Genomic DNA, 21,615 nt, shown 5'->3' on the forward strand with positions numbered 1-21,615 from the left:
AAAGAAATGTGGAAGGAAAGGGAGGTGAGTTTCGTGGCCCCCAACGAGAGACGCTCTCCGGAGCAGCTGCGCGAACGCCATGTCGCGACGCTGCGCAACTACTTCGGTCTGTTGCGGCAGAAGAACACGGACGCCTGGATCGACCTCTGGGCCGAGCGGTGCGTCGCGTTTCTGCCCTATGCGCCGGAGGGCGTGCCCCGCATGTTGACCGGCCGCGCGGACGTGCACGCGTTCCAGCGGGCCCAGGTCGCCGCGTTCCGTGAGGTGGACTTCGGCGAGCTGGCGCCGCTGCCCCTGGACGCCCCGAACCGGGTGGCGGCCCGCTGGTTCCCCCGGGGACGGCTCGTCGCCGGCGACGCGTACACGAACGAGCACTTCGGCATCTTCGAGTTCGACACCGACGGCCGGATCGCGGTGGCCACCGAGTTCTTCGACCCGGCGGCGGCGACCGCGCTCGTCCACGCCCAGCGCCCGAGCAGAGGAGCTGTCTGACATGGCGTTGCCCGAACGGGAGACGCTCCCGGCGGCCGACCGCAGGGACCGCAACATCGACTCCCTGCGCCGCTACTTCCGGCTCCTGGAGGAGGGCGCGATCGACGAGTGGTCCACCCTGTGGGCGGCCGACGGGACCCAGTTGGTGCCCTATGCCACCGGAGCCCTGCCCCGGGAGATCAACGGCCGGGACGACATACGCGTTCTCTACCGGAACATCGCGTCCGGATTCGAGCGGCTGCGCTATCTCCTGCTGGAGTTCGAGCCGATGGCCGACCCTGATCTGATGCTTGCCCGGTGGCGCCCGCTCTGCCAACTCGTGGGCGGCGGAATCTACACGAACGAGAGCTTCGGCCTCTTCCGTTTCGACGCCGAAGGGAAGATCGCGCACTTCGTCGAGTACTTCAACCCGGCCGGTTTCGTGGAGAACTACGACAGTTTCTCGGAGGAGTGACATGCGCGCGGTGGTGGCAGACGAGTACGGGGGCTCCGAGGTGCTCGGCCTCCGGGACGTTCCCCTTCCCGCCACGGGCCCGGACGACGTTCTGGTGCGGGTCGTGGCCGCCGGCACCAACCCGGCGGACTGGGAGTGCCGCAGCGGCCTGGCGGCCGACTGGTTCGGCGCCGGACCCTATGTGTGGGGCTGGGACGTGTCGGGCGTCGTCGAGGCGGTCGGTGAGCGGGTGACCGCGTTCGCGCCGGGCGACGAGGTGTACGGGATGCCGCGCTTCCCCGAACTGGCCCAAGGCTACGCGGAGTTCGTGTCGGCGCCCGCTGCCGAGCTGGCGCCCAAGCCCGTGAACCTGCCGCACCAGCTCAGCGCGGCCCTGCCGCTGAGCGGGCTGACGGCGGCCCAGACGCTGGAGCGCGCCGGGGCCTCGGCGGGGCAGCGGGTGCTCGTGCACGGCGCCGCCGGGGGCGTTGGCCACCTGGTGGTGCAGCTCGCCCGGGCGCGCGGCTGCCACGTCATCGCCGTGGCGCGCCCGACGGCCCACGCCGTCCTGCGCGAGCTGGGCGCCCACGAGGTGGTGGAACGGGCCGACCTGCCACGGGCGGAGGACGGCCCAGGGGTGGACGTGGCGGTGGACTGCGTCGGGGACGACGCGCTGCTGGCCGCCGTGCGGCCCGGCGGCGTGTTCGCCCGGGTGCCGGGCGCGGCGGCCGGCCCGGGGTCGCTCGCCGAACCGGCGGCAGCGCGCGGGGTCCGCCTGGTGCACCATGTGGTGCACCCGGACGGCCCGGGCCTGGCGCGGCTCACGGAGCTGGTCGAGGCCGGGGCCCTGGCGCCCCGGGTGTCCCTGGTGCTGCCGCTCGAACAGGCCGCCCTCGCCCACGAGGTGATGGAACGGGGGCACGGGCTGTCGAAGCTCGTCCTCAGCGTCGCCCCCGAGCCGGCGAGCGGCCCGCGCTGAGCGGCGCCCCGCCCGGGCGCGGGGCGGACCCCGGGAGACCCGGGCCGTCCCGTTCGGGTCTTCGCGGGGCGCGCCATGGAGACCGCGCGTCGTAGCTCGCCCCCGAGCCCGCGCCGGTGAAGATCCTGCGCGAGCGGAGAGATGGGCCCGGAAGAGTGAACCGGGCCGGCACGGTGCCACGCCCCGCCGGTCGGTCGGATCAGACGATCCGACCGACCGGCGGTCGCGTTCCGGCGTCCCTCGGGCCCGGGTGATGGCCTGGTGAGGTGGGCAACGATGTCCCGGCGCCGCGCGTCCGCGAGAGTGCCCGCGAGTTTTTCCAAACGGACACAACCGACCGACGAGGGAAGCGCGACGAGGCGCTCGGGCATCCTTGCGCTGGGCGCCCCCGGCAGGACTCGAACCTGCGGCCAAGTGCTTAGAAGGCACCTGCTCTATCCGCTGAGCTACGGGGGCCGGTCATGGTCATGGCGTGGGACGGTGCCCCCTCGGTGACCTCGCCGCGCACAGGATAGAGCGTCGAGGGGTTCGCCCCGGTTGCTTCACGGCAGCCCCCACGTGTGGAGATCCAGTGAAGCAGCCCCGATAATCGCAGGCGAGTGCGAAGTGCGCAGCGGTTTTGAACGCTCCGGGGAGGGGTGTTGCGCACTCGTTATGCCGCGCCGCGCGGCCCCGGGCTCGGCTTGGGGCGTCGTTCGGCGGAATATGCTTTGGAAACCGCTTGAAGTTGGGCATTCTGCGCATGTGGCGATCTTGGACGCACGGCCCGAACTGCTGGACGCTCTGACCCTCCTGCGGGAGCGTCTCGCTGCCGCGCGCTTCCCCCTCGAACTGCCCGGGGCGGAGCGCGCGCGGCGGTCGTGCGCGGAGTTGCTGTCCCAGCTCGACGGGTACCTGTTGCCCCGGCTGCGGCAGCCGGACGCCCCGCTGCTCGCGGTGGTCGGCGGCTCCACCGGGGCCGGGAAGTCCACGCTGGTGAACTCGCTGGTCGGCCGCCGGGTCACCGAGGCCGGGGTGCTGCGGCCGACCACCCGCACCCCCGTGTTGGTCTGTCACCCCGACGACCACCACTGGTTCTCGGGAAAGCGGGTGCTGCCCCAGTTCGGCCGGGTCTGGATGCCCCGGCAGGAGGCCGAACAGCCGCCGCCGGTGCGGCGCGACGGCCAGCCGGCGCTCGCGGTCGAGACGACCAGGGCACTGCCGGCCGGGCTGGCCCTGCTGGACGCCCCCGACATCGACTCCCTCGTCGCCGGCAACCGCGACCTGGCCGCCGACCTGCTGGGCGCCGCCGACATCTGGGTGCTGGTCACCACGGCGGCCCGCTACGCGGACGCCGTTCCCTGGCATCTGCTGCGCAGCGCGCGCGAGTACGACGTGACGGTGGTGACCGTTCTCGACCGGGTGCCGCACCAGTTGGCCGCCGAGGTCTCGCGGCACTACGGCGCGCTGCTGGAACGGGCCGGCCTCGGCTCGATCCCCCGGTTCACCGTTCCCGAGCTGCCGGAGTCCGCGCGGGGTGGCTCCGGCGTTCTGCCGGCGACGGCCGTAGCAGGGTTGCGGGAGTGGCTGGCGCACCGCGCGCGGGATCGGGAGGCGCGCGCGCTGGCCGCGTTGCGCACCGCGCGGGGCGCCCTGGCGTCGCTGCGCGGGCGCGTGATGGCGCTCGCCAGCGCCGCCGCGCTCCAGCACGCCACCGCCGTCCGCCTCGACCAGCGGCTCGACGAGACCTACGCCGAGGCCGACCGGCGGGTGCGGGCCACGCTCGCCGAGGGCGGCCTGCTCGCCGGCGAGGCGCGGGCGCACTGGCTGGCGTTCCCCGACGACTCCAGCGCCGACGAGCTGTTGGACGCGTTGACCGCCGCGCTGACCGGGCTGCTGGTCGAGGCGGTGGCCACCGCCGACGAGCGGACCGACGCCGCCTGGCGGGCGGTCGGCGGCGCCCCGCCGCCCGACCCGGAGGAGCCGGGCGCGGTGGCCGACCGGGTCGGCGTGGTGGTGCGCCGACTGCGGCGCTGCCTGGAGGAGTTGGTGGAGGAGGTGCGGCACGCGCCCGTCATGCTCGGCCAGCCGGCGCCGGCCCGCTCCAGCCCCAGCGAGGACGGGGAGACCGCCGCCCTGCTGGCCACCGCGCTGCTCGGCGGCCGGGCCGCCACGGTCGCCCAGCAGACGCTGGCCGGCGCGCTGGGGCCGAGGGGCGCGGCCCGGCTGCGGGAGAAGGGCAACCAGCAGCTGACCGCCTGTGTCACCCGGGCGTTGGGCGCGGAGAAGCAGCGCAGGGGGGCACCGCTGCACCGGTTGGGGATCGCGGTGGACACCCAGGTCGCGTTGGTCTCCGCCCTCTCCGCCGTGCGGGCCGAGCCCCGCCACACCACCGTCTGAGACCGCGAAGGAACCCTTGAGGAGCGTCACGTGAGCGAGCACCAGACCGCCGGCCGCCATCCCCGGCTCGGGGCGGGTCCCGAGCCACGCGAACCCGCCCCCGCACCGGCCGCACCCGCGGTGCCGGCCGCACCCAACCCCGCCGGCGGCACCGGGACGACGGGCACCGTCGAGGACGGCACGCTGCGGGTGCGGCTGGGCGCGCTGCGCGAGTTGGTGGGGCTGTCCCGCACCCGGCTCGACGAGCGGGTGCTGGCCGAGGCGGGCCGGGTGCTGGACGAGGCGGCGGCCAGGGACCGGCTGCCCCGCGCGTACACCACGGTCGCCATCGCCGGCGCGACCGGCAGCGGGAAGTCCACGCTCTTCAACGCGCTGGCCGGGGCGCAGCTTTCGGAGGCGGGCGTGCGCCGCCCGACCACCGCCTCGCCGGTCTCCTGCACCTGGGAGGCGGGCCGGGGGCAGAGTCCGGACGGGCTGTTGGAACGCCTCGGGGTGCCGGCCAGGGCGCGGCGGCGGGCGCATGTGCTGGACCCGGGGCTGCGCGGGCTGATCCTGCTGGACCTGCCGGACTACGACTCGGTCGACCCGGCCCACCGCGAGCAGGTGGACCGGCTGCTGGGCCTGGTGGACGCCGTGGTGTGGGTGGTCGACCCGGAGAAGTACGCGGACGCGCTGCTGCACGAGCGCTATCTGGGGGCGTTCGCCGGGCACGCCGACGTGTCGCTGATCGTTCTCAACCAGGCGGACCGGCTGCCGCCCGAGGCGGTGGACGCGGTCCTGGACGACCTGCGGCGGCTGCTGGACGAGCGCGGGGTGGCGCTGGGGGAGCACGGCGAGCCGGGCGCCTGGGTGCTCGCCGGCTCGGCGCTCACCGGCGACGGCGTTGGCGAACTGCGCAAGCTCATCGGCGAGTTGGTGGCGGCCAGGACGGCGGCCGCCCGGCGTCTGGCGGCCGACGTGGACAGCGTCGCGCGGCGCCTGGAGCCGGTGTATGTGGCGGACGGCGCGCAGGCGCCGGCGGGGCTGACGGACGAGGTGCGGGAGGAGTTCGACGACCGGCTGGCGGCGGCCGTGGGCGCGCCGGCGGCCGGGCTGGCCGCCGAGCGCGGCTGGCTGCGCCGCGCCGACCGGGCCTGCGGCACGCCGCTGGCCCAGGGGCTGCGGCGGCTCGGCGCGCGGCAGGCCGAACGGCGGGGCGAGCCGCCGGCGTTGGCGGCCAAGCGGCTGCGGGGCGACGCCTCGCCGGCCGTCTCGGCGCCGACGGTCGAGCACGCGGTGCGGCAGCTCGCCGACGAGGCGGCCGAGGGGCTGCCCGAGCCCTGGGCCAGGGCCGTGCGGGAGGCGGCCTGGCGCGGCGCCGAGACGCTGCCGGGCGCGCTGGAGCGGGCGTTGGGCGACCGGGAGCGGGGCCGCCCGCCGCGCCCCGGCTGGTGGTCGGCGGCGGCCGCCGGGCAGGCGGTGCTGCTGGCCACCCAACTGCTGGGCCTGTGCTGGCTGTTGACGGTGCTGATCGGCGATCCGGTGATGGGCCGGTGGCTGCCGCTGCTGCTGTTGACCGTCGGCTCGGTGGGCGGGCCGCTGCTGGCCTGGGGCTGCCGGATCGCGGCGCGCGGACCGGCGCACGCCTACGGGCGGGCCGAGGAGTGGCGACTGCGCCGGCTGGCCGCCGAGTTGGGGCACCGTCAGGTGTTGGAGCCGGTGGCGGCCGAGCTGATGCGCTATCGGGAGGTGCGGGAGCGGTTCGTGGTGGCCGCTTCACCCGTAGGGGGGACGGAGTTGTCCACATCCGGCCAGTAATCCACAGGCTCCGGCGGGATTCCGGCGTGTGCCCCACCATGGTCCTCGGTGAGGCGTTCGACGAACTCCCCAGGTAACGATTCCACTTCGGAATGTGTGAGTCACCCGTCCGGCGGGGACATCGTCGAACTGCCTCTCTACGATCCACCGTACGCACGGGGATGTTGATGAGCGTGCCGTCGGAAGATACGGCTGCGCCCTGTGATCTCGTGGAGGGGACACACACATGATGCACGCGCGCAAGCGGGTTCTATCCCGCCTTGCGGCCACGGCCGTGGCAACCGGGCTCTTCGCGGGCGGCGCTCTCGCCGCCGCCGGCCCCGCCGCCGCCGACGAGCTGAACCCGCGCAGCGGAGGAGCCACCGCGGTCCTCGACGGGTTGCGGGTCAGCGACGCGGTGGACGTCACCTACAACGGTTCGACGAACACCTACGGCGCCGGCCTGTTCTATCTGACCGCCGAGGACGGCGGCACGCTGAAGACCTACTGCATCGACTTCGCCACTGGCGCGCAGAGCGGTGCCCAGTACAAGGAGACCGGCTGGGAGTCCTCGACGCTCCACGGGAACCCGGACGCCGGCAAGATCCACTGGATCTTGCAGAACTCCTACCCCGTGGTGAACGACCTGGCCACACTGGCCGAGCAGGCCGGCGCCGAGTCGCTCGACGAGGAGCAGGCCGCCGCCGGCACCCAGGCGGCGATCTGGGAGCTGTCGGACGGCGTGGACGCCGTTCCGCAGAACGAGAACGCGGCCAAGCTCGCCGACTGGCTGCTGGCCAACGCCGGTGACGTCGCCGAGCCCGGCGCCTCCCTGGAGCTGACCCCGCCGCAGGTCTCCGGCCAGCCCGGCCAGATCATCGGCCCGGTCACGGTCAACACCAGCGCCGACTCGGTCTTCGTCGCCCCGGACGCCAGCGCCGCCGAGCAGGGCGTCACCATCGTCGACGTCAACGGCGAGTACATCACCGAGGACCAGCCGGTCAGCAACGGCACCGAGCTGTACTTCTCGGTGCCCGAGGACGCGGCCGACGGCAGCGCCTCGCTGACCGCGACCGCCACCTCCCAGGTGCCCGTCGGCCGCGCGTTCACCGGCATAGACACCCGGACCCAGACCATGATCCTGGCCGGCTCCTCGGACTCCTCGGTCACCGCGGGCGCCAGCGTCAGCTGGGCCGCCCCTGGCCAGCCCGCCGTCGCGGTCAACGCGGTCGAGAAGTGCGCCGAGGGCGGCGTCGAGATCACCGCGACCAACGAGGGCGACGTTCCGTTCACCTTCGAGCTGGACGGCGAGTCCTACGAGATCGCCGCCGGCGAGTCGCAGGCCGTGGTCGTCCCGGTCGAGAACGGCCAGGCGTACGAGATCACCATCGAGAACGCCATCGAGGGCGCCGAGCCCTGGGTCTTCAGCGGCGTGCTCGACTGCGAGACCGGCGACGACGGCGGTCAGGAGCAGATCGACGAGAACGAGCCCGCCCCGGCCAGCACCGGCGGCGAGAGCGACAGCGACACCGACCTCGCCGAGACCGGCAGCAGCGGCGGCAACCCGGCCCTGATCGGCGGGATCGCCGTGGCCCTCCTGGTCGTTGGCGCCGGCGTGGTCCTCTTCATCCGTCGCCGCTCCACCACCGCCGGGGAGTGACCGAGGGACTGAGGGTTCCATCGACACACCGGTCGTCGCGTCCCCGCTGACGTGACGAGGGCCGGACGAGCACTCGTCCGGCACCGGGGGCGGGTCCCACCCGGGGCCCGCCCCCTCGCGTTGTTCCCCACGCGTCACGCCCGCCCCCGCCCCGCCCGCGCACCCGGCACCGGTTTCGTTCGGCGCACGGCGATGCGGCAGGATGGTGGCAGGCTTCCCACCCACTGACGACTGCTGCCGGACGGTTTCTCTTGGCTGAGTACATCTACACCATGCGCAAGGCGCGCAAGGCCCACGGCGACAAGGTGATCCTGGACAACGTCACCCTGAGCTTCCTGCCCGGGGCCAAGATCGGTGTCGTGGGTCCCAACGGCGCCGGCAAGTCCACGGTGCTCAAGATCATGGCCGGTCTTGAGCAGCCGTCGAACGGGGACGCGTTCCTCGCCCCCGGCTACACGGTCGGCATCCTGCTCCAGGAGCCGCCGCTCGACGAGTCCAAGACGGTGCTGGAGAACGTCCAGGACGGCGTCGCCGAGACCAAGGCCAAGCTCGACCGCTTCAACGCCATCGCCGAGCAGATGGCCACCGAGTACACCGACGCGCTGATGGAGGAGATGGGGCAGCTCCAGGAGGAGCTGGACCACGCCGGCGCCTGGGACCTCGACGCGCAGCTTGAGCAGGCCATGGACGCTCTGGGCTGCCCGCCAGGGGACTGGCCGGTGACCAACCTCTCCGGCGGCGAGAAGCGCCGCGTCGCGCTGTGCCGGCTCCTTCTCGAACAGCCCGACCTGCTCCTCCTCGACGAGCCCACCAACCACCTGGACGCCGAGTCCGTGCTGTGGTTGGAGCAGCACCTCGCCAAGTACCCGGGCACCGTGGTGGCCATCACCCACGACCGGTACTTCCTGGACAACGTGGCCGAGTGGATTCTGGAGCTGGACCGGGGCCGCACCTACGTCTACGAGGGCAACTACTCCAAGTACCTGGAGACCAAGCAGACCCGCCTCAAGGTCGAGGGCCAGAAGGACGCCAAGCGCGCCAAGCGACTCAAGGAGGAGCTGGACTGGGTCCGCTCCAACGCCAAGGGCCGGCAGGCCAAGTCCCGTGCGCGGCTGGCGCGTTACGAGGAGATGGCCGCCGAGGCCGAGAAGACCAGGAAGCTGGACTTCGAGGAGATCCAGATCCCGCCGGGCCCCCGGCTGGGCAACGTGGTCGTCGAGGCGTCCGACCTCGGCAAGGCGTTCGGCGAGAAGATCCTGGTGGACGGGCTGTCGTTCACCCTCCCCAGGAACGGCATCGTCGGCGTGATCGGTCCCAACGGCGCCGGCAAGACGACGCTGTTCAAGATGATCCTGGGCCTGGAGCCGGTGGACTCCGGCTCGGTGCGGGTCGGCGACACGGTGCAGATCTCCTACGTCGACCAGTCCCGGGAGAACATCGACCCCAAGAAGACGCTCTGGGAGGTCGTCTCCGACGGGCTCGACTACATCAACGTGGGCCAGGTCGAGATGCCCTCGCGCGCCTATGTGAGCGCCTTCGGCTTCAAGGGGCCCGACCAGCAGAAGCCGGCCGGGGTGCTCTCCGGCGGCGAGCGGAACCGCCTCAACCTGGCGCTCACCCTCAAGCAGGGCGGCAACCTGCTGCTGCTGGACGAGCCGACCAACGACCTCGACGTGGAGACGCTCTCCTCGCTGGAGAACGCGCTGCTGGAGTTCCCCGGCTGTGCCGTGGTCGTCTCCCACGACCGCTGGTTCCTGGACCGGGTGGCGACGCACATCCTGGCCTACGAGGGCGACTCCAGGTGGTTCTGGTTCGAGGGGAACTTCGAGTCCTACGAGAAGAACAAGATCGAGCGTCTCGGCCCGGAGGCGGCCCGCCCGCACCGCGCCAGCTACAAGAAGCTGACCCGGGGCTAGCCGATGCGGCATCGTTTCGAGTGCCCGCTGCGCTGGTCGGACATGGACGCGTTCGGCCATGTCAACAACGTGGTCTTCCTGCGCTATCTGGAGGAGGCGCGGATAGATTTCATGTTCCGGCTGGCGCGGCAGGCCGACTCGGGTGCGTTCACCGGCGGTTCGGTGGTCGCCCGGCACGAGATCGACTACCGCAGGCCGCTCGTTCACCGACCGGAGCCGGTCGTGATCGAGCTGTGGGTGACCAAGTTGGGCTTCGCCTCGGTCACGGTCGGCTATGAGATCAAGGACGAACGGACCGTCTATGTCACGGCGCAGACCGTGGTCGTGCCCTACGACCTCGAAGTGGGCAAGCCGCGCCGACTGACCGACCAGGAGCGGGAGTTCCTCGCCCGTTACCACGACGACCAGGCGGGGAGCGCCACGGCGGCATGACCGACCAGCCCGAGTTGGCCTTCGCCGAGGCCGGGGAGGCGGCCGAGCTGGTCGCCTTCCTGGCCCGGCAGCTGCGCTGGGACCGCACGGCGGCCGCCCGGCTGAAGGTCGAGGGCGAGGTGCTGGCCATCTTCACCCGGCCGGCCAGGTTCGAGGTGCTGGCGGTCCGTCCCGTCCGGCTGAACGAGCCCGCCGGGCTGGATCGCACGGTCTCGGTGGGCGAGTTGGTCGAGGCCCTGGACGAGGAGCGCGGGGCGGTGCGGCTGCCCGGCGCGGTGACGGGCCCTTCGTGGGCGGGGGTGCTGCCGCCGCGCGGCGGCTGGCGCCCGCTGGCCGAGCTGCCGCACCGGACGGTGTGGGAGTCGGCCACGGCGGTGGTCGCCGAGTTCCGGGAGCGCACCGAGGCGCTCGCGCCGGACGAGCGCACCCGCGCCACCCTGGACGCGCTCGCCGAGGAGATCTGGTCCCGCACCCTGGGCGCGACCGGGCTGCCGCTGCGCGCCGTGCACGCCGCGCACGCCCTGGGCCTGCTGCGGTCGGCCGAGCCGGTGCGGGTGCTGGAACGCGGTGGCTGGCTGCGGATGCGGACCGCGCTGGGCTCAACGGCCGTGCGGGTGCGGGGAGTCGGCGGCCTCGGCGTCACGCCGGTCTGAACGTTCCGGCGGGCCAGCGGGCTACCGGCCCGTAGCGCGGCCGACCCGGGCGGCTGTCGGTGGCGTCTGCGACCATGGGACGCATGATCCAGCAGCTGACGTTCTACGAGCGGGTCGGGGGCGAGCCGACCTTTCGGGCGCTGGTCCGCAGGTTCTACCAGGGGGTGGCCGAGGACCCGATCCTGCGGCCGATGTACCCGGAGGAGGACCTGGGCCCGGCCGAGGACCGGCTGGCGCTCTTCCTCATGCAGTACTGGGGCGGGCCGCGCACCTACAGCGACACCAGGGGCCACCCCAGGCTCCGGATGCGGCACGCGCCCTTCACGGTGGACCGCGCCGCGCACGACGCCTGGCTGGCGCACATGCGCGACGCGGTCGACAGCCTGGAGCTGGAGCCGGCCCTGGAGAAGCAGCTGTGGGACTACCTGGTCTTCGCCGCCGGCTCCATGATCAACACCCCGGACTGACACCGGGGTTCGGCCGCGTGCCGTCGGACGCGGCCGGGCCGCTCAGGTGTCGTCCCAGCGGAAGAGGCGGGCGGCCACGGCGGTCACCACGGCGGCGAAGAGCAGCAGCCCACCCATCGCCGGCAGCGCCGCGCCCCAGCCCTCGCCCCGGGTGAGCACGCCCTGGACGGCCTCGTTGAGGTGCTTGAGCGGCATCGCGTTGGAGATCGCCCGCACCCAGTCCGGGCTCGCGTCCAGCGGGAAGAACGAGCCGGACAGGAAGGCCATCGGCATGATCACCAGCTGGAGCGCCGCGTTGGCCGACTCGTCGGTCTTGGCCCAGGCGCCGATCAGCAGGCCGACGGACATGAACGCGAGCGTTCCGCAGGCGACCAGCGGGATCGCCAGCCACCAGAAGCCGGTCAGCTGGAGGCCGTAGAAGGGGATGGTGGCGACGCCGAGGAAGAGCGCGGTCTGGAGGAACGCCATCCCCAGGCTCACCCCTACCCTGGCCCCGATCACCGTTCCCGGCGAGATCGGCGCCAGCCACAGCCGGCGCAGGATGCGCTTCTTGCGCCAGTTGACCAGGGTGAACGCCGACATGAACGAGGCGCCCATGGCGATCGCCCAGCCCAACAGGCCGGGCGCCAGGTACTGGATGGCCTTGATCGACTTGTCCTCGACCTGGTCGCTGGCCAGCTCGAAGGCCGGCGGCTGGCCGGTCTCCGCCAGGTTGGCGGTCTGCACCAGGGACTGCATCAGGCCCTGCACGGTGCCGGCGCGGGCGGCGTCGGCGGCCGAGTAGCGCAGCTCGATCCGGCCGTCCTCGTCCTCCCACACGACGGCGTCCGCGTCGCCGTCGCTGACCCGGGCCAACGCCTCGTCCCGGTCGGCGACCTGCTCGACGTCGAGCGCCTCCGACAGCCCTCGGCGCTGGTCGGCCGGCATCTCGTCCAGCACGGCGACCTCGCCGAACTGGAGGACGTGCGAGCGGGAGACCGAGTCGTTCTGGAAGAGCGCCCCGAAGAGCAGCAGGAACATCAGCGGGAAGATCAGGGTGAAGAAGCTCGCGGTGCGGTCCCGCAGCAGCCCCTTGAGCATGGCCAGGGACAGGCTCCTGAACGCGCTCACTCGCGGTACTCCCGTCCGGTCAGCTGGAGGAACACGTCCTCCAGGTTCTTCACGCCCAACTCGGCGATCAGCTCGGACGGCACCCCGACGCGCAGGATGCGGCCGGCGTCCATGATGGCCACCCGGTCGCAGAGGATCTCCGCCTCGTCGAGGTAGTGGGTGGTCAACACCACCGTGCGGCCCTGGGCGTTGATCGCGCGCAGCAGGTCCCACAGGTTCCGGCGGGCCTGCGGGTCGAGCCCGGTGGTGGGCTCGTCGAGGAAGACCAACTCGGGGTCGTGGACCAGGGCGCAGGCGATGGAGAGCCGCTGGGCCTGACCACCGGAGAGCTTGTCGTCCCTGGTGCCCGCCTTCTCGGTCAGCCCGACGGTCTCCAGCATCTCGTCGGCGCGCTTCGCGGGGACGCCGTAGAGCGCGGCGAAGGTGTGGATCTGCTCGCGCGCGGTCAGCTTCTCGAAGAAGGCGGACGCCTGGAGTTGGACGCCGATCCGGCGCAGCAGCTTGGGGTCGCGCGGCCAGGAGGGCTGGCCGAGTAGCCGCGCGCTGCCCTCGTCGGGTTCGCGCAGCCCCTCGACCAGCTCCAACGTGGTGGTCTTGCCCGCGCCGTTGGGGCCGAGGATGCCGTAGAACTCCCCGTGCGCGACCTCGAAGGTCACCCCGTCGACTGCCCGGACCTCGCCATAGCGCTTGCGTAGCCCCTCGACCGCTATCGCCGGTATGTTTTTGGTCACTTGGCGATGGTAACCGTGGCCGGATTTGGGCGGTTGCGGGCCCCTGGGCTCGCCGGTGCCGGCCGGTGCCCGCCGGTGCTCCCCGGCGCCCGCCGGTGCTACTGGCGGTAGATGCGCAGCGTGGTCCAGGCGCCCACGTGCACGCGGTCGCCGTCGCGCAGCGGCACCGGGACGAACGGCTGGATCGGGTCCTCCGCGCCGTTGACCGTGGTGCCGTTGGTCGAGTCCTGGTCGACGACGGCCCAGCCGCCGTCGGGCTGCTCCACCAACACCGCGTGCTGGTGGGAGACTCCGGGGTCCTCGGGCTGGCGCGACAGGTCGATGTCGGGGGCCTCGCCCGTCGAGTTCCGCCGACGCCCGATGGTCACCTGCGGCCCGGTGAGCGGCAGTTGCTGCTCGGGGGCGTAGGCGGGGAGCGTCAGCTGGGCGGCCTCGGGGCCCGAGCGGTGCATCATCGCGGTGAAGTACTCGGGGTCCGGACCGATCGAAACCAGCCAGCCGCCGCCCTGGCCGCCGGGCTGACCCGGGTAGCCGGGCGGACCCGGCTGCGGCGCGGGCTGGCCGCCGGGCGGCGGCAGCATCCAGTCGCCGGTCTGCTGGGGCGGCGGGTAGCCGCCGGGGGCCGGCGGCGCCTGCGGTGCGCCCAGGTGCGCCTGGTGTGCCTGGGGCGACGGGCCCTGGTGCGGTGGGCCCTGGTGCGGCGGGCCCTGGTGCGGCTGGGGCGGCTGGTGGCCGTGCTGCGGAGGCGGCGGGCCCGGCTGCTGCTGGAAGCCGGGCGGCGGGGGCGGCGGCCCGCCGGGCGCGCCCTGCGGGGCGCCGGGGTAGGCGGGGGCCGGCGGGGTGTAGGTGGTGGGAGAGTTGGTGAGGAAGTTGTACCGGCACTCCTCGCAGAACGGGGCCTGCGCCTCGCGCGGGGTGCGGCACTGCGGGCACAGCTCGGCGGCCGGCATCGGCGCGGTGGCGGGGCCGCCGGGGTGGCCCGGGTAGCCGGGCGGGCCGCCCTGGCCCGGGTAGCCGCCGGGACCGCCGGGCTGGCCGGGGAAGTCATGCGCCGGCGGAGGCGGCGGCATCGCGACGGCGGGTGCCATGATGCGGTGCCCACACACCTCGCACCAGTCATCGGCCATCGACTGGTGGCCGTTAGGGCAAGTCGGCATGGAACTGCCTCCCCCTCACGTCACTTCTTCACTCGGTATCGGGACTGCGTCGGTAACTGCGTCGGGACTGCTGTGCGGCGGGGCCGTCCCACCGGTCTGCGCGACGGGCGCCCTCAGCGAACAGTACCGGTCGCCCCGTCGGGCGGGTCCACTTCCTTCGGGATTTCCTTCGGGACCGGGCTCGGGTCCCGGGGGCCGGGACGGGCCGACGGGGCGGGCTGGTTGGGGCTTCGGGAGGGGATTGTCAGTGGCGTCGCGTACGGTCTGTGGTCAGTGGTTGGCGGAGAGTCAAGAGACTGTGAGGTGCGCCATGTTCCGTTCGACGGGCCGGCTGTCGGGCCGGCTGTCGCGTTGGTTGGCGGGTGTGTCGGTGGCGCTGTTGGTGGGGCTGTCGCTGGGTCCTTCGGCGGGGTGGTCGTTGGCCCGGTCGGTGTCTCGGACGGGCCGAACGCGCGGCCTGTGGCGGTCAGTTGGCGGCCGGGGGCGAGGGGAAGGGGATCACGGCCACGGTGATGTTGTCGTGGCCGCCGGATTCCAGCGCGTGGCGCACCAGGTGCCGGGCGCTGGGCAGCGGCGCCTGGCGGGACTCCCTCGGCACCAACCGGGCCATCCGCTCGGCGGTTTCGGCGTAGTTCCACAGGCCGTCGGTGCAGATGATGACGACCCCGGGCCGGTCCGGCTGGAAGGTCGCGGTGTGCGGCTCGACCTCCTGCGCGTCGGCGCCGAGCCAGGCGGTGATCGCGTGGGCCCGGTGGTCGGCCATCGCCTCGGCCTCGCTGAGCAGTCCCGCGGCCACCATCTGGGCGGCCCAGGAGTCGTCCTCGGTGAGCCGCGCCGCCGCGCCCGTCTCGTCCTGCGGGACCCAGTACGCCCGGCTGTCCCCGATCCAGCCCACGGTCAGCTGGCCGCCGGTGGTGACGGCGCTGACGATGGTGCAGGCGGGGGCGTTCCGGCCGGGCTCCTGTTCGGCGTCGGCGAGTTGGTTGACGGCCTCCGCCGCCGCGAGCACCGCGTCGTGCATCGCCTGCGGCCCGGCGACGCCGCGCGGCAGCGCGGTCAGCAGGGACTCGGCGGCCGCCTCGGACGCGGCGGCCGACGCCTCGTGCGGGCGGCTGGACGAGGAGACCCCGTCGCAGACCACGGCGACCACGGCGGGCGTGCCGTCGGAGAGCGCGGTGGCCGCCACGCTGAACGCGTCCTCGTTGCGGTGGTGGCGCAGCCCGAGGTCGCTGACGGCGGCCACCCCGCTCAACTCCCGTTCCACATGGTCGCGCGCGTCCGCGCGCTGCGCGGCGCAGTCGGCGCACCGGCCGTCCTCGGTCTCCGCCTCGGCCCGGCCGCAGCCGGTGCAACGGGCCCTGACCGGCTCGGGGTTGGGCGGCGGCGCGGCGCTGGCGCGCGGGTCGACGCCCCGGGGGGCGGTCCGCTGCGCCGCCGGGGTGCGGGGCGCGCCGGCCGGCGGCTGCTCGCCGGGGGGCGGGGATGAGGCGGGGGGTGCGGCCGGCGGGTGCGCCCTGGGGTCGGGCGCGGCGGCGGCCGGGGCCGTGGTGGCCGGGGCGGTGGTGGCGGTCGGTGGTGCGGCTGCTGCTGGCGGTGGTGCGCCTGTCGGCGAGCCGGCCGGCGGGGTGGTGGGCGGGGCTGCCGCTCGTGGTGGTGCCGGTGGTGCCGGTGCGGGGGCTTGGGCCGGCGTGGGGGCCGGGGGCGGCGGGGGCGCCGCTGCCGCCGGCGGGCCCTGGTGGGCCGGCGCGGGTGCGGTCGGTGCGGGCGGGGTTGCCGCCGGAGGCGGCGGCTGCCGCTCGGCGCCGCCCGGGTGCGGTGGCGACGGGTGCGGTGCCGGGGGATGCTGGGCCGACGGGTGCGGTGGCGACTGGAGCGGCGGCGGCAGGTGGAAGTCGTGCTCCGTCGGGGTGTAGCCCGGGGGACGCTCCTGGGCGCCGTTCGGCGGCGGGGCGCCGGGGGAGCGGGCGGCGGTGCGTAGGTCGGTGCCGCAGACCCCGCAGAAGCGGTCGTCTTCCTCCAGCGGCTCACCGCAGCCGGGGCAGGCGGAGAGTTGGTCGAGCTGCGGCATCGTCACACCCATGTCCTGGGGCGGAGACGGTTGGCCGCCTCCACCAGTTCTGTCCGTTCACTACTGGTCGGTGCCAGCCTGGCCAGTCTCCGATAGGAGCGGTCGAGTCCCTGTCTGACACCCGTCTCGTCGAGCGGGGTGTCCAGCAGTCGGAGCTGTGGACGCGCCCGTCCGGGCTGGTCCGCGTCCCCGGACAGCAGCCAGTCCAGGGCGCGTCCCAGCACTTCACAGGACAGTTGTTCGCTCAACGATGGTTCCAGTCCGGCGGCACGCAAAAGCGCGACCTGGTGGCCGGCGGCCAGCAGGTCGGGCAGCGTGTCCTCGCCGAGCGCGCCGGGGCGGAGCCTGGCGCGGACGGCGGCCACCCGGGCGGCGGTGTGGTGCGCCGAGGTCTCCGGCACGGACTCCAGGGCGGCGACGGCCCCGGCCCGGTCGCCGGCGGCCAGCCGCACCCTGGCCAGGCCGAAGGCCGCGCTCACATGGCTGGGGTCGCAGGCCCAGACCAGCGCGTAGTAGTCGGCCGCGTTGTCGAGCTGGCCCAGCCACTCGGCGCAGACCGCCAGCGCCAGCTTCGGGGCGATCTCCCCGGGGAAGGCGTCATAGACCGCGTCGAAGGCGCCGGCCGCCGTCGCCAGGTCGCCCTCCACCAGGGAGACCAGCCCGTGGTGCCAGACGATCCGCCAGTCGCCGGCGTGCCGCTCGCGCAGCTCGGCGAGCGCGGCGCGGGCCGCGACGCCCGAGGCGGGGTCGGTCAGTTCGAGGTGGGCGCGCACCTCGCGGAGGCGGCGCTCCACCGAGTCGGTCGACGCCTGGCGCAGCGCGACGAGCTGCTCGGCCGGCGCGCTGGCCATCAGGCCGGCGAGAAAGCCGGCGTTGGGGTCCTCGGGGTCGACCAGCGGCAGCGGGAGCGCCAGGGCGATGTCCCTGAGGTTGGGCGGCACCACCCGCACCACCGGCGGGGCCGGCGGGCCGGCCGGCCCCGCCGGCCAGGGGGCGGTGGTGGGCGGCCCCTCGGGGCGGGCCCCGGCGGCGGGCTTCCGGGCGCGGCGCCGGCCGGCGGCCCTGGCGCCCAGTTGGGAGACGCCGTCCCTGGGCGCCGGCAGTGGCTCGGTGTCCACCACCCGGGCCTCGGGCGCGAAGAGCTGGGAGACGGCCGGCTGGGGGCGCCCGGTGCGTTCGGCGACGATCTCCCGCAGCACGCCGGTGAGTTGCTCGGCCATCTCCTCGGCGGAGGCGAAGCGCGCCTCGGGATCGGGATCGGTACCGCGCACCAGGAAACGGTAGAACGACTCGTGCCGCTGGAACACCTCGATGTGCTCGGGGTCGGGCAGGCTGTCGGCGAAGACGGAGGTGTAGCCCTGGAAGTCGAAGGTCAACACGGCCAGGGTGCGGGCCACGGTGTAGAGGTCGGAGGCCACCGAGGCGCCGCGTTCGGCCAGTTCGGGCGCCTGGTAGCCGACGGTGCTGTAGACGGGGGACTCCAGGTCGCCCATCCTGCGGACGGCCCCGAGGTCGATGAGCTTGAGCTGGTCGTCCTGCTGGATGGCGTTGTCGACCTTGAAGTCGCAGTAGAGCAGGTTCCTGCCGTGGAGATAGCCGAGCGCCTCCAGGGCGTCGATGCCGTAGGCGCAGGCCTGTTCGACGGGCAGCGGGTCGCGGCGGTCCTCGGAGGTGCGGCGGGCGTTGGCGATCTGCTTGAGCGACTGCCCGCCCACGTACTCCATGACGATGTAGCCGTCCAGGCTCCCGGTGCGCGGGTCCAGATGCTCCACGAAGTTGTAGATCCGCACGATGCTGGAGTGCTCGATCTCGGCCAGGAAGCGACGCTCGGAGATCGCGGCGGCCATGGCGTCCTCGTCGCCGGTGTCCAGCAGGCCCTTGAGCACCACCCAGCGGTCGGAGACGGCCGTGTCCACGGCGAGATAGATCCAGCCCAGGCCGCCGTGCGCGAGGCAGCCGGTGATGCGGTACTGGTCCTTGACCAGGTCGCCTGAGCGCAGCTTGGGCACGAACGAGTACGGGTGCCCGCACTTGGTGCAGTAGCCCTCGGTGCGGCCCGGTCGGCCCTGGCGGGAGCGGCCCACCCGGGCGCCGCACTCGCTGTTCCCGCAGAACCGTTTACGCTCCGGCACCTCCGGATTCGCCAGGACGGCCTTGCGGGGGTCGGGTCGCGGCACCCTCGGCATGGTGACCAGTCCGACGCCCAGCCGGGAACGGGTGGACGCGGTGGCCCGCGTGCCGCGCACCGTGATCAACGGCCCGGTGGGCGGCCCCGTCTCGCCCAGCGTGAGCCGCCCCGAGACCGAGCGCCGTGAGGCGCGGGACCGCGACGACCGGCCGGAGCCCGAGCCGGACGAGCCCGCGCTGTCCTGTCCCTCGCCCAGGCGCGGCGAGGTGGGCCGCGTCCTGGTGTCGCCGATGATCCCGTCCGCCGACACCACGGGCGCCAACCCGCAGGCTTCGCAGTACAGTTGGCCGCGCTCGGCGAGCCGGTAGCGGCCGCCGCAGCCGGGGCGTTGGCAGGGCCGGCCGGTCTCCTCCCGCACCGCCCCGCTCATCGCTCCCCCCGCAGCCGGGTCGCGCGGCTCCCGGGCCGTTGCTCCGGCACCACGCCGCCTCCTGGCCGTTCCTCCGGCGCGACGCGGGCCCCGGGCCCCTCCTCGGGCGACGCCAACAGCTCGGCCGCCGCCTCCTGGTAGCGCAGCACCGCCGTCTCCGCCGCCCGCAGGTCGCAGGGCGCCGTCCACAGCAGCCGGCGCGCCGCGTCGTACCGCTCCGCCAGCAGCGGCTCGTCGGCCCGGCCGGCCCGGGCGAGCCGCGCCCGCCAGGCGTCCAGCCGCCCCCGCAGCTCGGCGCGCACCGCCAGCGGCGCGGTCACGGCGGACAGCGAGTCCCGCGCCCGCCGCAACTCCTCCTCCGCGCGCTGCTCCAGCGACTCCAACAGCGGCGAGAGCCGGTGCCACTGGGAGCGCCTGCGGTAGTCGGCGGCCGCTCTCAGCTGCTCGTGGAGCGCGTGCGCCGGGCCGTTGACGGCCGGCACCTCGGAGGCGGCGATCTTCGCCAGCACCTCGCCCCGCGCGGTGCGCGCCTCGGCCAGCGTGCGGTCGGCTCTGGACAGCACGTCGCGCAGCTGGATCAGCCGCTCCTCGGCGTCCTTGCGGACCCCGATCACGGCGTCCACCTCGCGCCTGATGTCGTCCAGCGCGCGGGCCGCGCGGTCGTAGCGGCTGGTGTCGGGCCGCCCGCCGCCGGGCGCGCTGCTGCCGCCGGCCGGCGTCCAGAACGCCAGCGGGTCGGCGATCACCTCGACCCGCAGCCGGGTCAACTCCTCGGTGATCTCGGCCAGTTCGTCGCCCGCCGGGTGTGCGCCAGGGCGGACGCCGACCGAGTGCGCCAGCTCCCGCAGCCGGTTCAGCTCGGTGGCCAGCAGGTCTATCCGGGCCGGCAGCGCCGACCAGACCACGTCGGCGGCGACCAGCAGGTCCAGCACCTGGGCGTAGCCCGCGTTCATCCGCCCGATCAACTCCGGCCAGCCCAGGTGCTCCACGCCGCCCTCGCCGTCCGGCACGGCGAGGTTGGCCCCGTCCAGCACCATGCTCAGCTGGAGCAGCTCCTCGCGGTGCGGGTCCCGGCGGCGGGCCCGCAGCTCCCTGGCCGTCTCCAGCGCCTCGGTGAGCCGGTCGAAGTCGCTCCACAGCCGCGTCAGCACCCGCTCGGCCAGCGCCCAGCGCTCCCGGGTGCGGCCGGTGAGGTCGGCGCCCTCCAACAGCCGGCGACCGGCGTGGTCCTGGAGCGCCAACAGCGAGGTCTCGATCGCCTCGTGCTCGGCCGCGAAGCGCGCCAGCGAGCGGTCCACCTCCTCGCGGCTCAGCACTGTCCCGCCGGAATCCGGGGCCATCGCTCTCCCCTCAGTCTTTCCCGCCGGCTATCGGTGTGTCGGCTGTGGTCGGTCGTACTCGGACAGGTCACGGTCGGGGGCCGGGCGGCCCCGGGTCGCGGTCGTGACGGCGCGGGTTCGGCGCGGCCGTCGGTCGGATGATGGATCGATCCCTTCCCCGGTTGGCCCCTCGGGTATCTCCGTCGCGTCACGTCGATCTCGGTCGGTGTCGATCTCGGATGTCGGATCTCGGTCGGTGCCGGTCGCGGTGTCGGTCGTGGTGTCGGTCGTGGTGTCGGTTCTGGTGCCGGTCGTCGTGTCAGTCGTGGTAGAGGGGCTCGGGCGGATCGTTCGCGGCTTCCGGAAGATAGCCGGAGAGCCACTCCTCGAAGGACCTGTGCCAGGGGCTGTCGGGCCCGTCGCCCCGGTAGTCGTCCAGCACCGCGTTCACCCAGCGCACCAGGTCGTCGTTGCCCAGCGCCATCGCCACCCCATAGGACTCGGACGTCAGCTGCGGCCCGACCAGCCGCATCGACGGGTCCTGCCCCATGTGGCCGGCGGCCAGCGCGCTGTCCGTCATCAGGGCCTCGGCCAGGCCGAGTTGGATCAGCACCAGGCAGTCCAGGTGGTTCGGCCGCTCCAACAGGACCGCGCCGTGGCTCTCCCGCTCCAGCCACCGGCTGGCCGTCGAGCCGCTGGCGCTGCACACCCGCTGCCCGGCCATCGACTCGTCGAAGTCGGTGATCGTCGAGTCCCCGGGCACCAGCAGCTGTTGCCCGGTCTCGAAGTAGGAGGTGGAGAACGCGACCTCGTCGAGGCGGTCGCAGGTGATCGACATGCTGCGCACCACCATGTCCACCGTCCCGGCCTCCAGCGCCTCCTCCCGCTGGTCGGTGGGGATGGCGCGGAAGACGATGTCGGGATCGGGGCCGAGCAGGTCCTCCGCGATGGCGCGCGCGAGGTCGATGTCGAAGCCGACGATCTCGCCCGACTCCGGGAGCCGGTAGCCCCAGCGGTAGCTGTTCTGGTCGATGCCGACGATCAGGGAGCCGCGCTCCCTGATCTCGTCGACCGCCGGGCCGCCCTCCCGCGAGGGCCGAAGGCTCTCGGCCGGGTCGAACCCCTCGCCGTCGCCGTTCTCGCCGCCCCCTTCCCCTTCCCCTTCCCCATCGCCTTCCCCTTCTCCTTCATCGCCGTCGCCGCAGCGCTCCCTGACCCGCGTCGGGGTCTCGTCGTGCAGGCTGGCCCGGGTCGCCTCGGCGGTCCCGGTGCCGGGCGTCGGCTCCCTCGGCGTGCCGGGACCGGCCGTCAACGAGCCCACCACCATCGACCCGGCCAGCGCGAGCCCGGCGCCGCCCAGCAGCAACGCCCGCCAGTGCGGGGCCAGTCCGCGCTCGCCGTCGGGACCGCGCCGCCTCGTTCCTCTCATGGCCCCACCCTCCGTCCGTCCACGGATGTCCCGCCGCCAGCGCACCGCCCGGCCAG

At 73.9% G+C, this 21,615-nt stretch carries 17 protein-coding genes and 1 tRNA gene; 10 read left to right on the top strand and 8 right to left on the bottom strand.

Annotated elements, in window-relative coordinates:
- The first annotated feature begins 24 nt into the window (after positions 1 to 24).
- Genes FH609_RS04960 through FH609_RS04970 form a run of 3 tightly spaced genes read left to right on the top strand, consistent with a single transcriptional unit; the run spans position 25 to position 1,904 of the window.
- Entirely contained in the window at positions 25 to 492 is a 468-nt protein-coding gene (locus tag FH609_RS04960; protein WP_193317773.1) for a nuclear transport factor 2 family protein, read from the top strand.
- A 1-nt stretch (position 493) separates the two neighbouring features.
- Entirely contained in the window at positions 494 to 946 is a 453-nt protein-coding gene (locus FH609_RS04965) for a nuclear transport factor 2 family protein (protein WP_139665962.1), read from the top strand.
- A gap of 1 nt (position 947) precedes the next feature.
- A complete protein-coding gene (locus FH609_RS04970; protein ID WP_139665963.1) occupies positions 948 to 1,904 on the top strand; it encodes an NADP-dependent oxidoreductase in 957 nt (318 codons plus the stop codon).
- Positions 1,905 to 2,287: 383 nt separating this feature from the next.
- Here the strand turns inward: FH609_RS04970 and FH609_RS04975 are convergent.
- Positions 2,288 to 2,360, bottom strand: a tRNA-Arg gene (locus FH609_RS04975).
- A 297-nt stretch (positions 2,361 to 2,657) separates the two neighbouring features.
- On the opposite strand from FH609_RS04975, the gene FH609_RS04980 reads away from it, so the two are divergent.
- From FH609_RS04980 to FH609_RS05010, 7 genes are all read left to right on the top strand, one after another.
- Positions 2,658 to 4,283, top strand: coding sequence for a dynamin family protein (locus FH609_RS04980; RefSeq protein WP_139666249.1), 1,626 nt, complete (start codon positions 2,658 to 2,660; stop codon positions 4,281 to 4,283).
- Positions 4,284 to 4,313: 30 nt separating this feature from the next.
- Entirely contained in the window at positions 4,314 to 6,080 is a 1,767-nt protein-coding gene (locus FH609_RS04985; RefSeq protein ID WP_139665964.1) for a GTPase, read from the top strand.
- A 274-nt stretch (positions 6,081 to 6,354) separates the two neighbouring features.
- Complete coding sequence (locus FH609_RS04990; RefSeq protein ID WP_226961415.1) at positions 6,355 to 7,719, top strand: thioester domain-containing protein; 1,365 nt, start codon at positions 6,355 to 6,357, stop codon at positions 7,717 to 7,719.
- Positions 7,720 to 7,970: 251 nt separating this feature from the next.
- Entirely contained in the window at positions 7,971 to 9,635 is a 1,665-nt protein-coding gene (gene ettA, locus FH609_RS04995) for an energy-dependent translational throttle protein EttA (protein WP_139665966.1), read from the top strand.
- A 3-nt stretch (positions 9,636 to 9,638) separates the two neighbouring features.
- On the top strand, positions 9,639 to 10,067 hold the full coding sequence (locus tag FH609_RS05000; RefSeq protein WP_139665967.1) for an acyl-CoA thioesterase: 429 nt from the start codon (positions 9,639 to 9,641) through the stop codon (positions 10,065 to 10,067).
- Positions 10,064 to 10,720: a hypothetical protein gene (locus FH609_RS05005; protein ID WP_139665968.1), complete on the top strand. Its 657-nt coding sequence runs from the start codon at positions 10,064 to 10,066 to the stop codon at positions 10,718 to 10,720. Before FH609_RS05000 ends, FH609_RS05005 begins: the two co-directional genes overlap by 4 nt.
- Positions 10,721 to 10,803: 83 nt before the next feature.
- On the top strand, positions 10,804 to 11,187 hold the full coding sequence (locus FH609_RS05010; protein WP_193317774.1) for a globin: 384 nt from the start codon (positions 10,804 to 10,806) through the stop codon (positions 11,185 to 11,187).
- A gap of 42 nt (positions 11,188 to 11,229) precedes the next feature.
- Here the strand turns inward: FH609_RS05010 and FH609_RS05015 are convergent, their stop codons facing one another.
- From FH609_RS05015 to FH609_RS05045, 7 genes are all read right to left on the bottom strand, one after another.
- Positions 11,230 to 12,297: an ABC transporter permease gene (locus FH609_RS05015; RefSeq protein ID WP_139665970.1), complete on the bottom strand. Its 1,068-nt coding sequence runs from the start codon at positions 12,295 to 12,297 to the stop codon at positions 11,230 to 11,232.
- Positions 12,294 to 13,028, bottom strand: coding sequence for an ABC transporter ATP-binding protein (locus tag FH609_RS05020; protein WP_226961416.1), 735 nt, complete (start codon positions 13,026 to 13,028; stop codon positions 12,294 to 12,296). Before FH609_RS05020 ends, FH609_RS05015 begins: the two co-directional genes overlap by 4 nt.
- A gap of 98 nt (positions 13,029 to 13,126) precedes the next feature.
- Entirely contained in the window at positions 13,127 to 14,185 is a 1,059-nt protein-coding gene (locus FH609_RS05025) for an FHA domain-containing protein (protein WP_139665971.1), read from the bottom strand.
- A 466-nt stretch (positions 14,186 to 14,651) separates the two neighbouring features.
- Positions 14,652 to 16,253 carry a PP2C family serine/threonine-protein phosphatase gene (locus FH609_RS05030; RefSeq protein ID WP_139666251.1) on the bottom strand — a complete coding sequence of 534 codons (1,602 nt, stop codon included), beginning with the start codon at positions 16,251 to 16,253 and terminating at the stop codon, positions 14,652 to 14,654.
- A gap of 2 nt (positions 16,254 to 16,255) precedes the next feature.
- Positions 16,256 to 18,811: a serine/threonine-protein kinase gene (locus tag FH609_RS05035; protein ID WP_139665972.1), complete on the bottom strand. Its 2,556-nt coding sequence runs from the start codon at positions 18,809 to 18,811 to the stop codon at positions 16,256 to 16,258.
- Positions 18,808 to 20,151: a hypothetical protein gene (locus tag FH609_RS05040; protein ID WP_139665973.1), complete on the bottom strand. Its 1,344-nt coding sequence runs from the start codon at positions 20,149 to 20,151 to the stop codon at positions 18,808 to 18,810. The genes FH609_RS05035 and FH609_RS05040 overlap by 4 nt, the downstream gene beginning before the upstream one ends.
- Before the next feature lie 298 nt (positions 20,152 to 20,449).
- Complete coding sequence (locus FH609_RS05045) at positions 20,450 to 21,559, bottom strand: glutamate ABC transporter substrate-binding protein (protein ID WP_139665974.1); 1,110 nt, start codon at positions 21,557 to 21,559, stop codon at positions 20,450 to 20,452.
- Positions 21,560 to 21,615: the final 56 nt, after the last annotated feature.

It is taken from the genome of Streptomyces sp. 3MP-14 (genome assembly GCF_006334905.2).
In the GTDB taxonomy this organism is placed as follows: Bacteria; Actinomycetota; Actinomycetes; order Streptomycetales; family Streptomycetaceae; genus Streptomyces; species Streptomyces triticirhizae.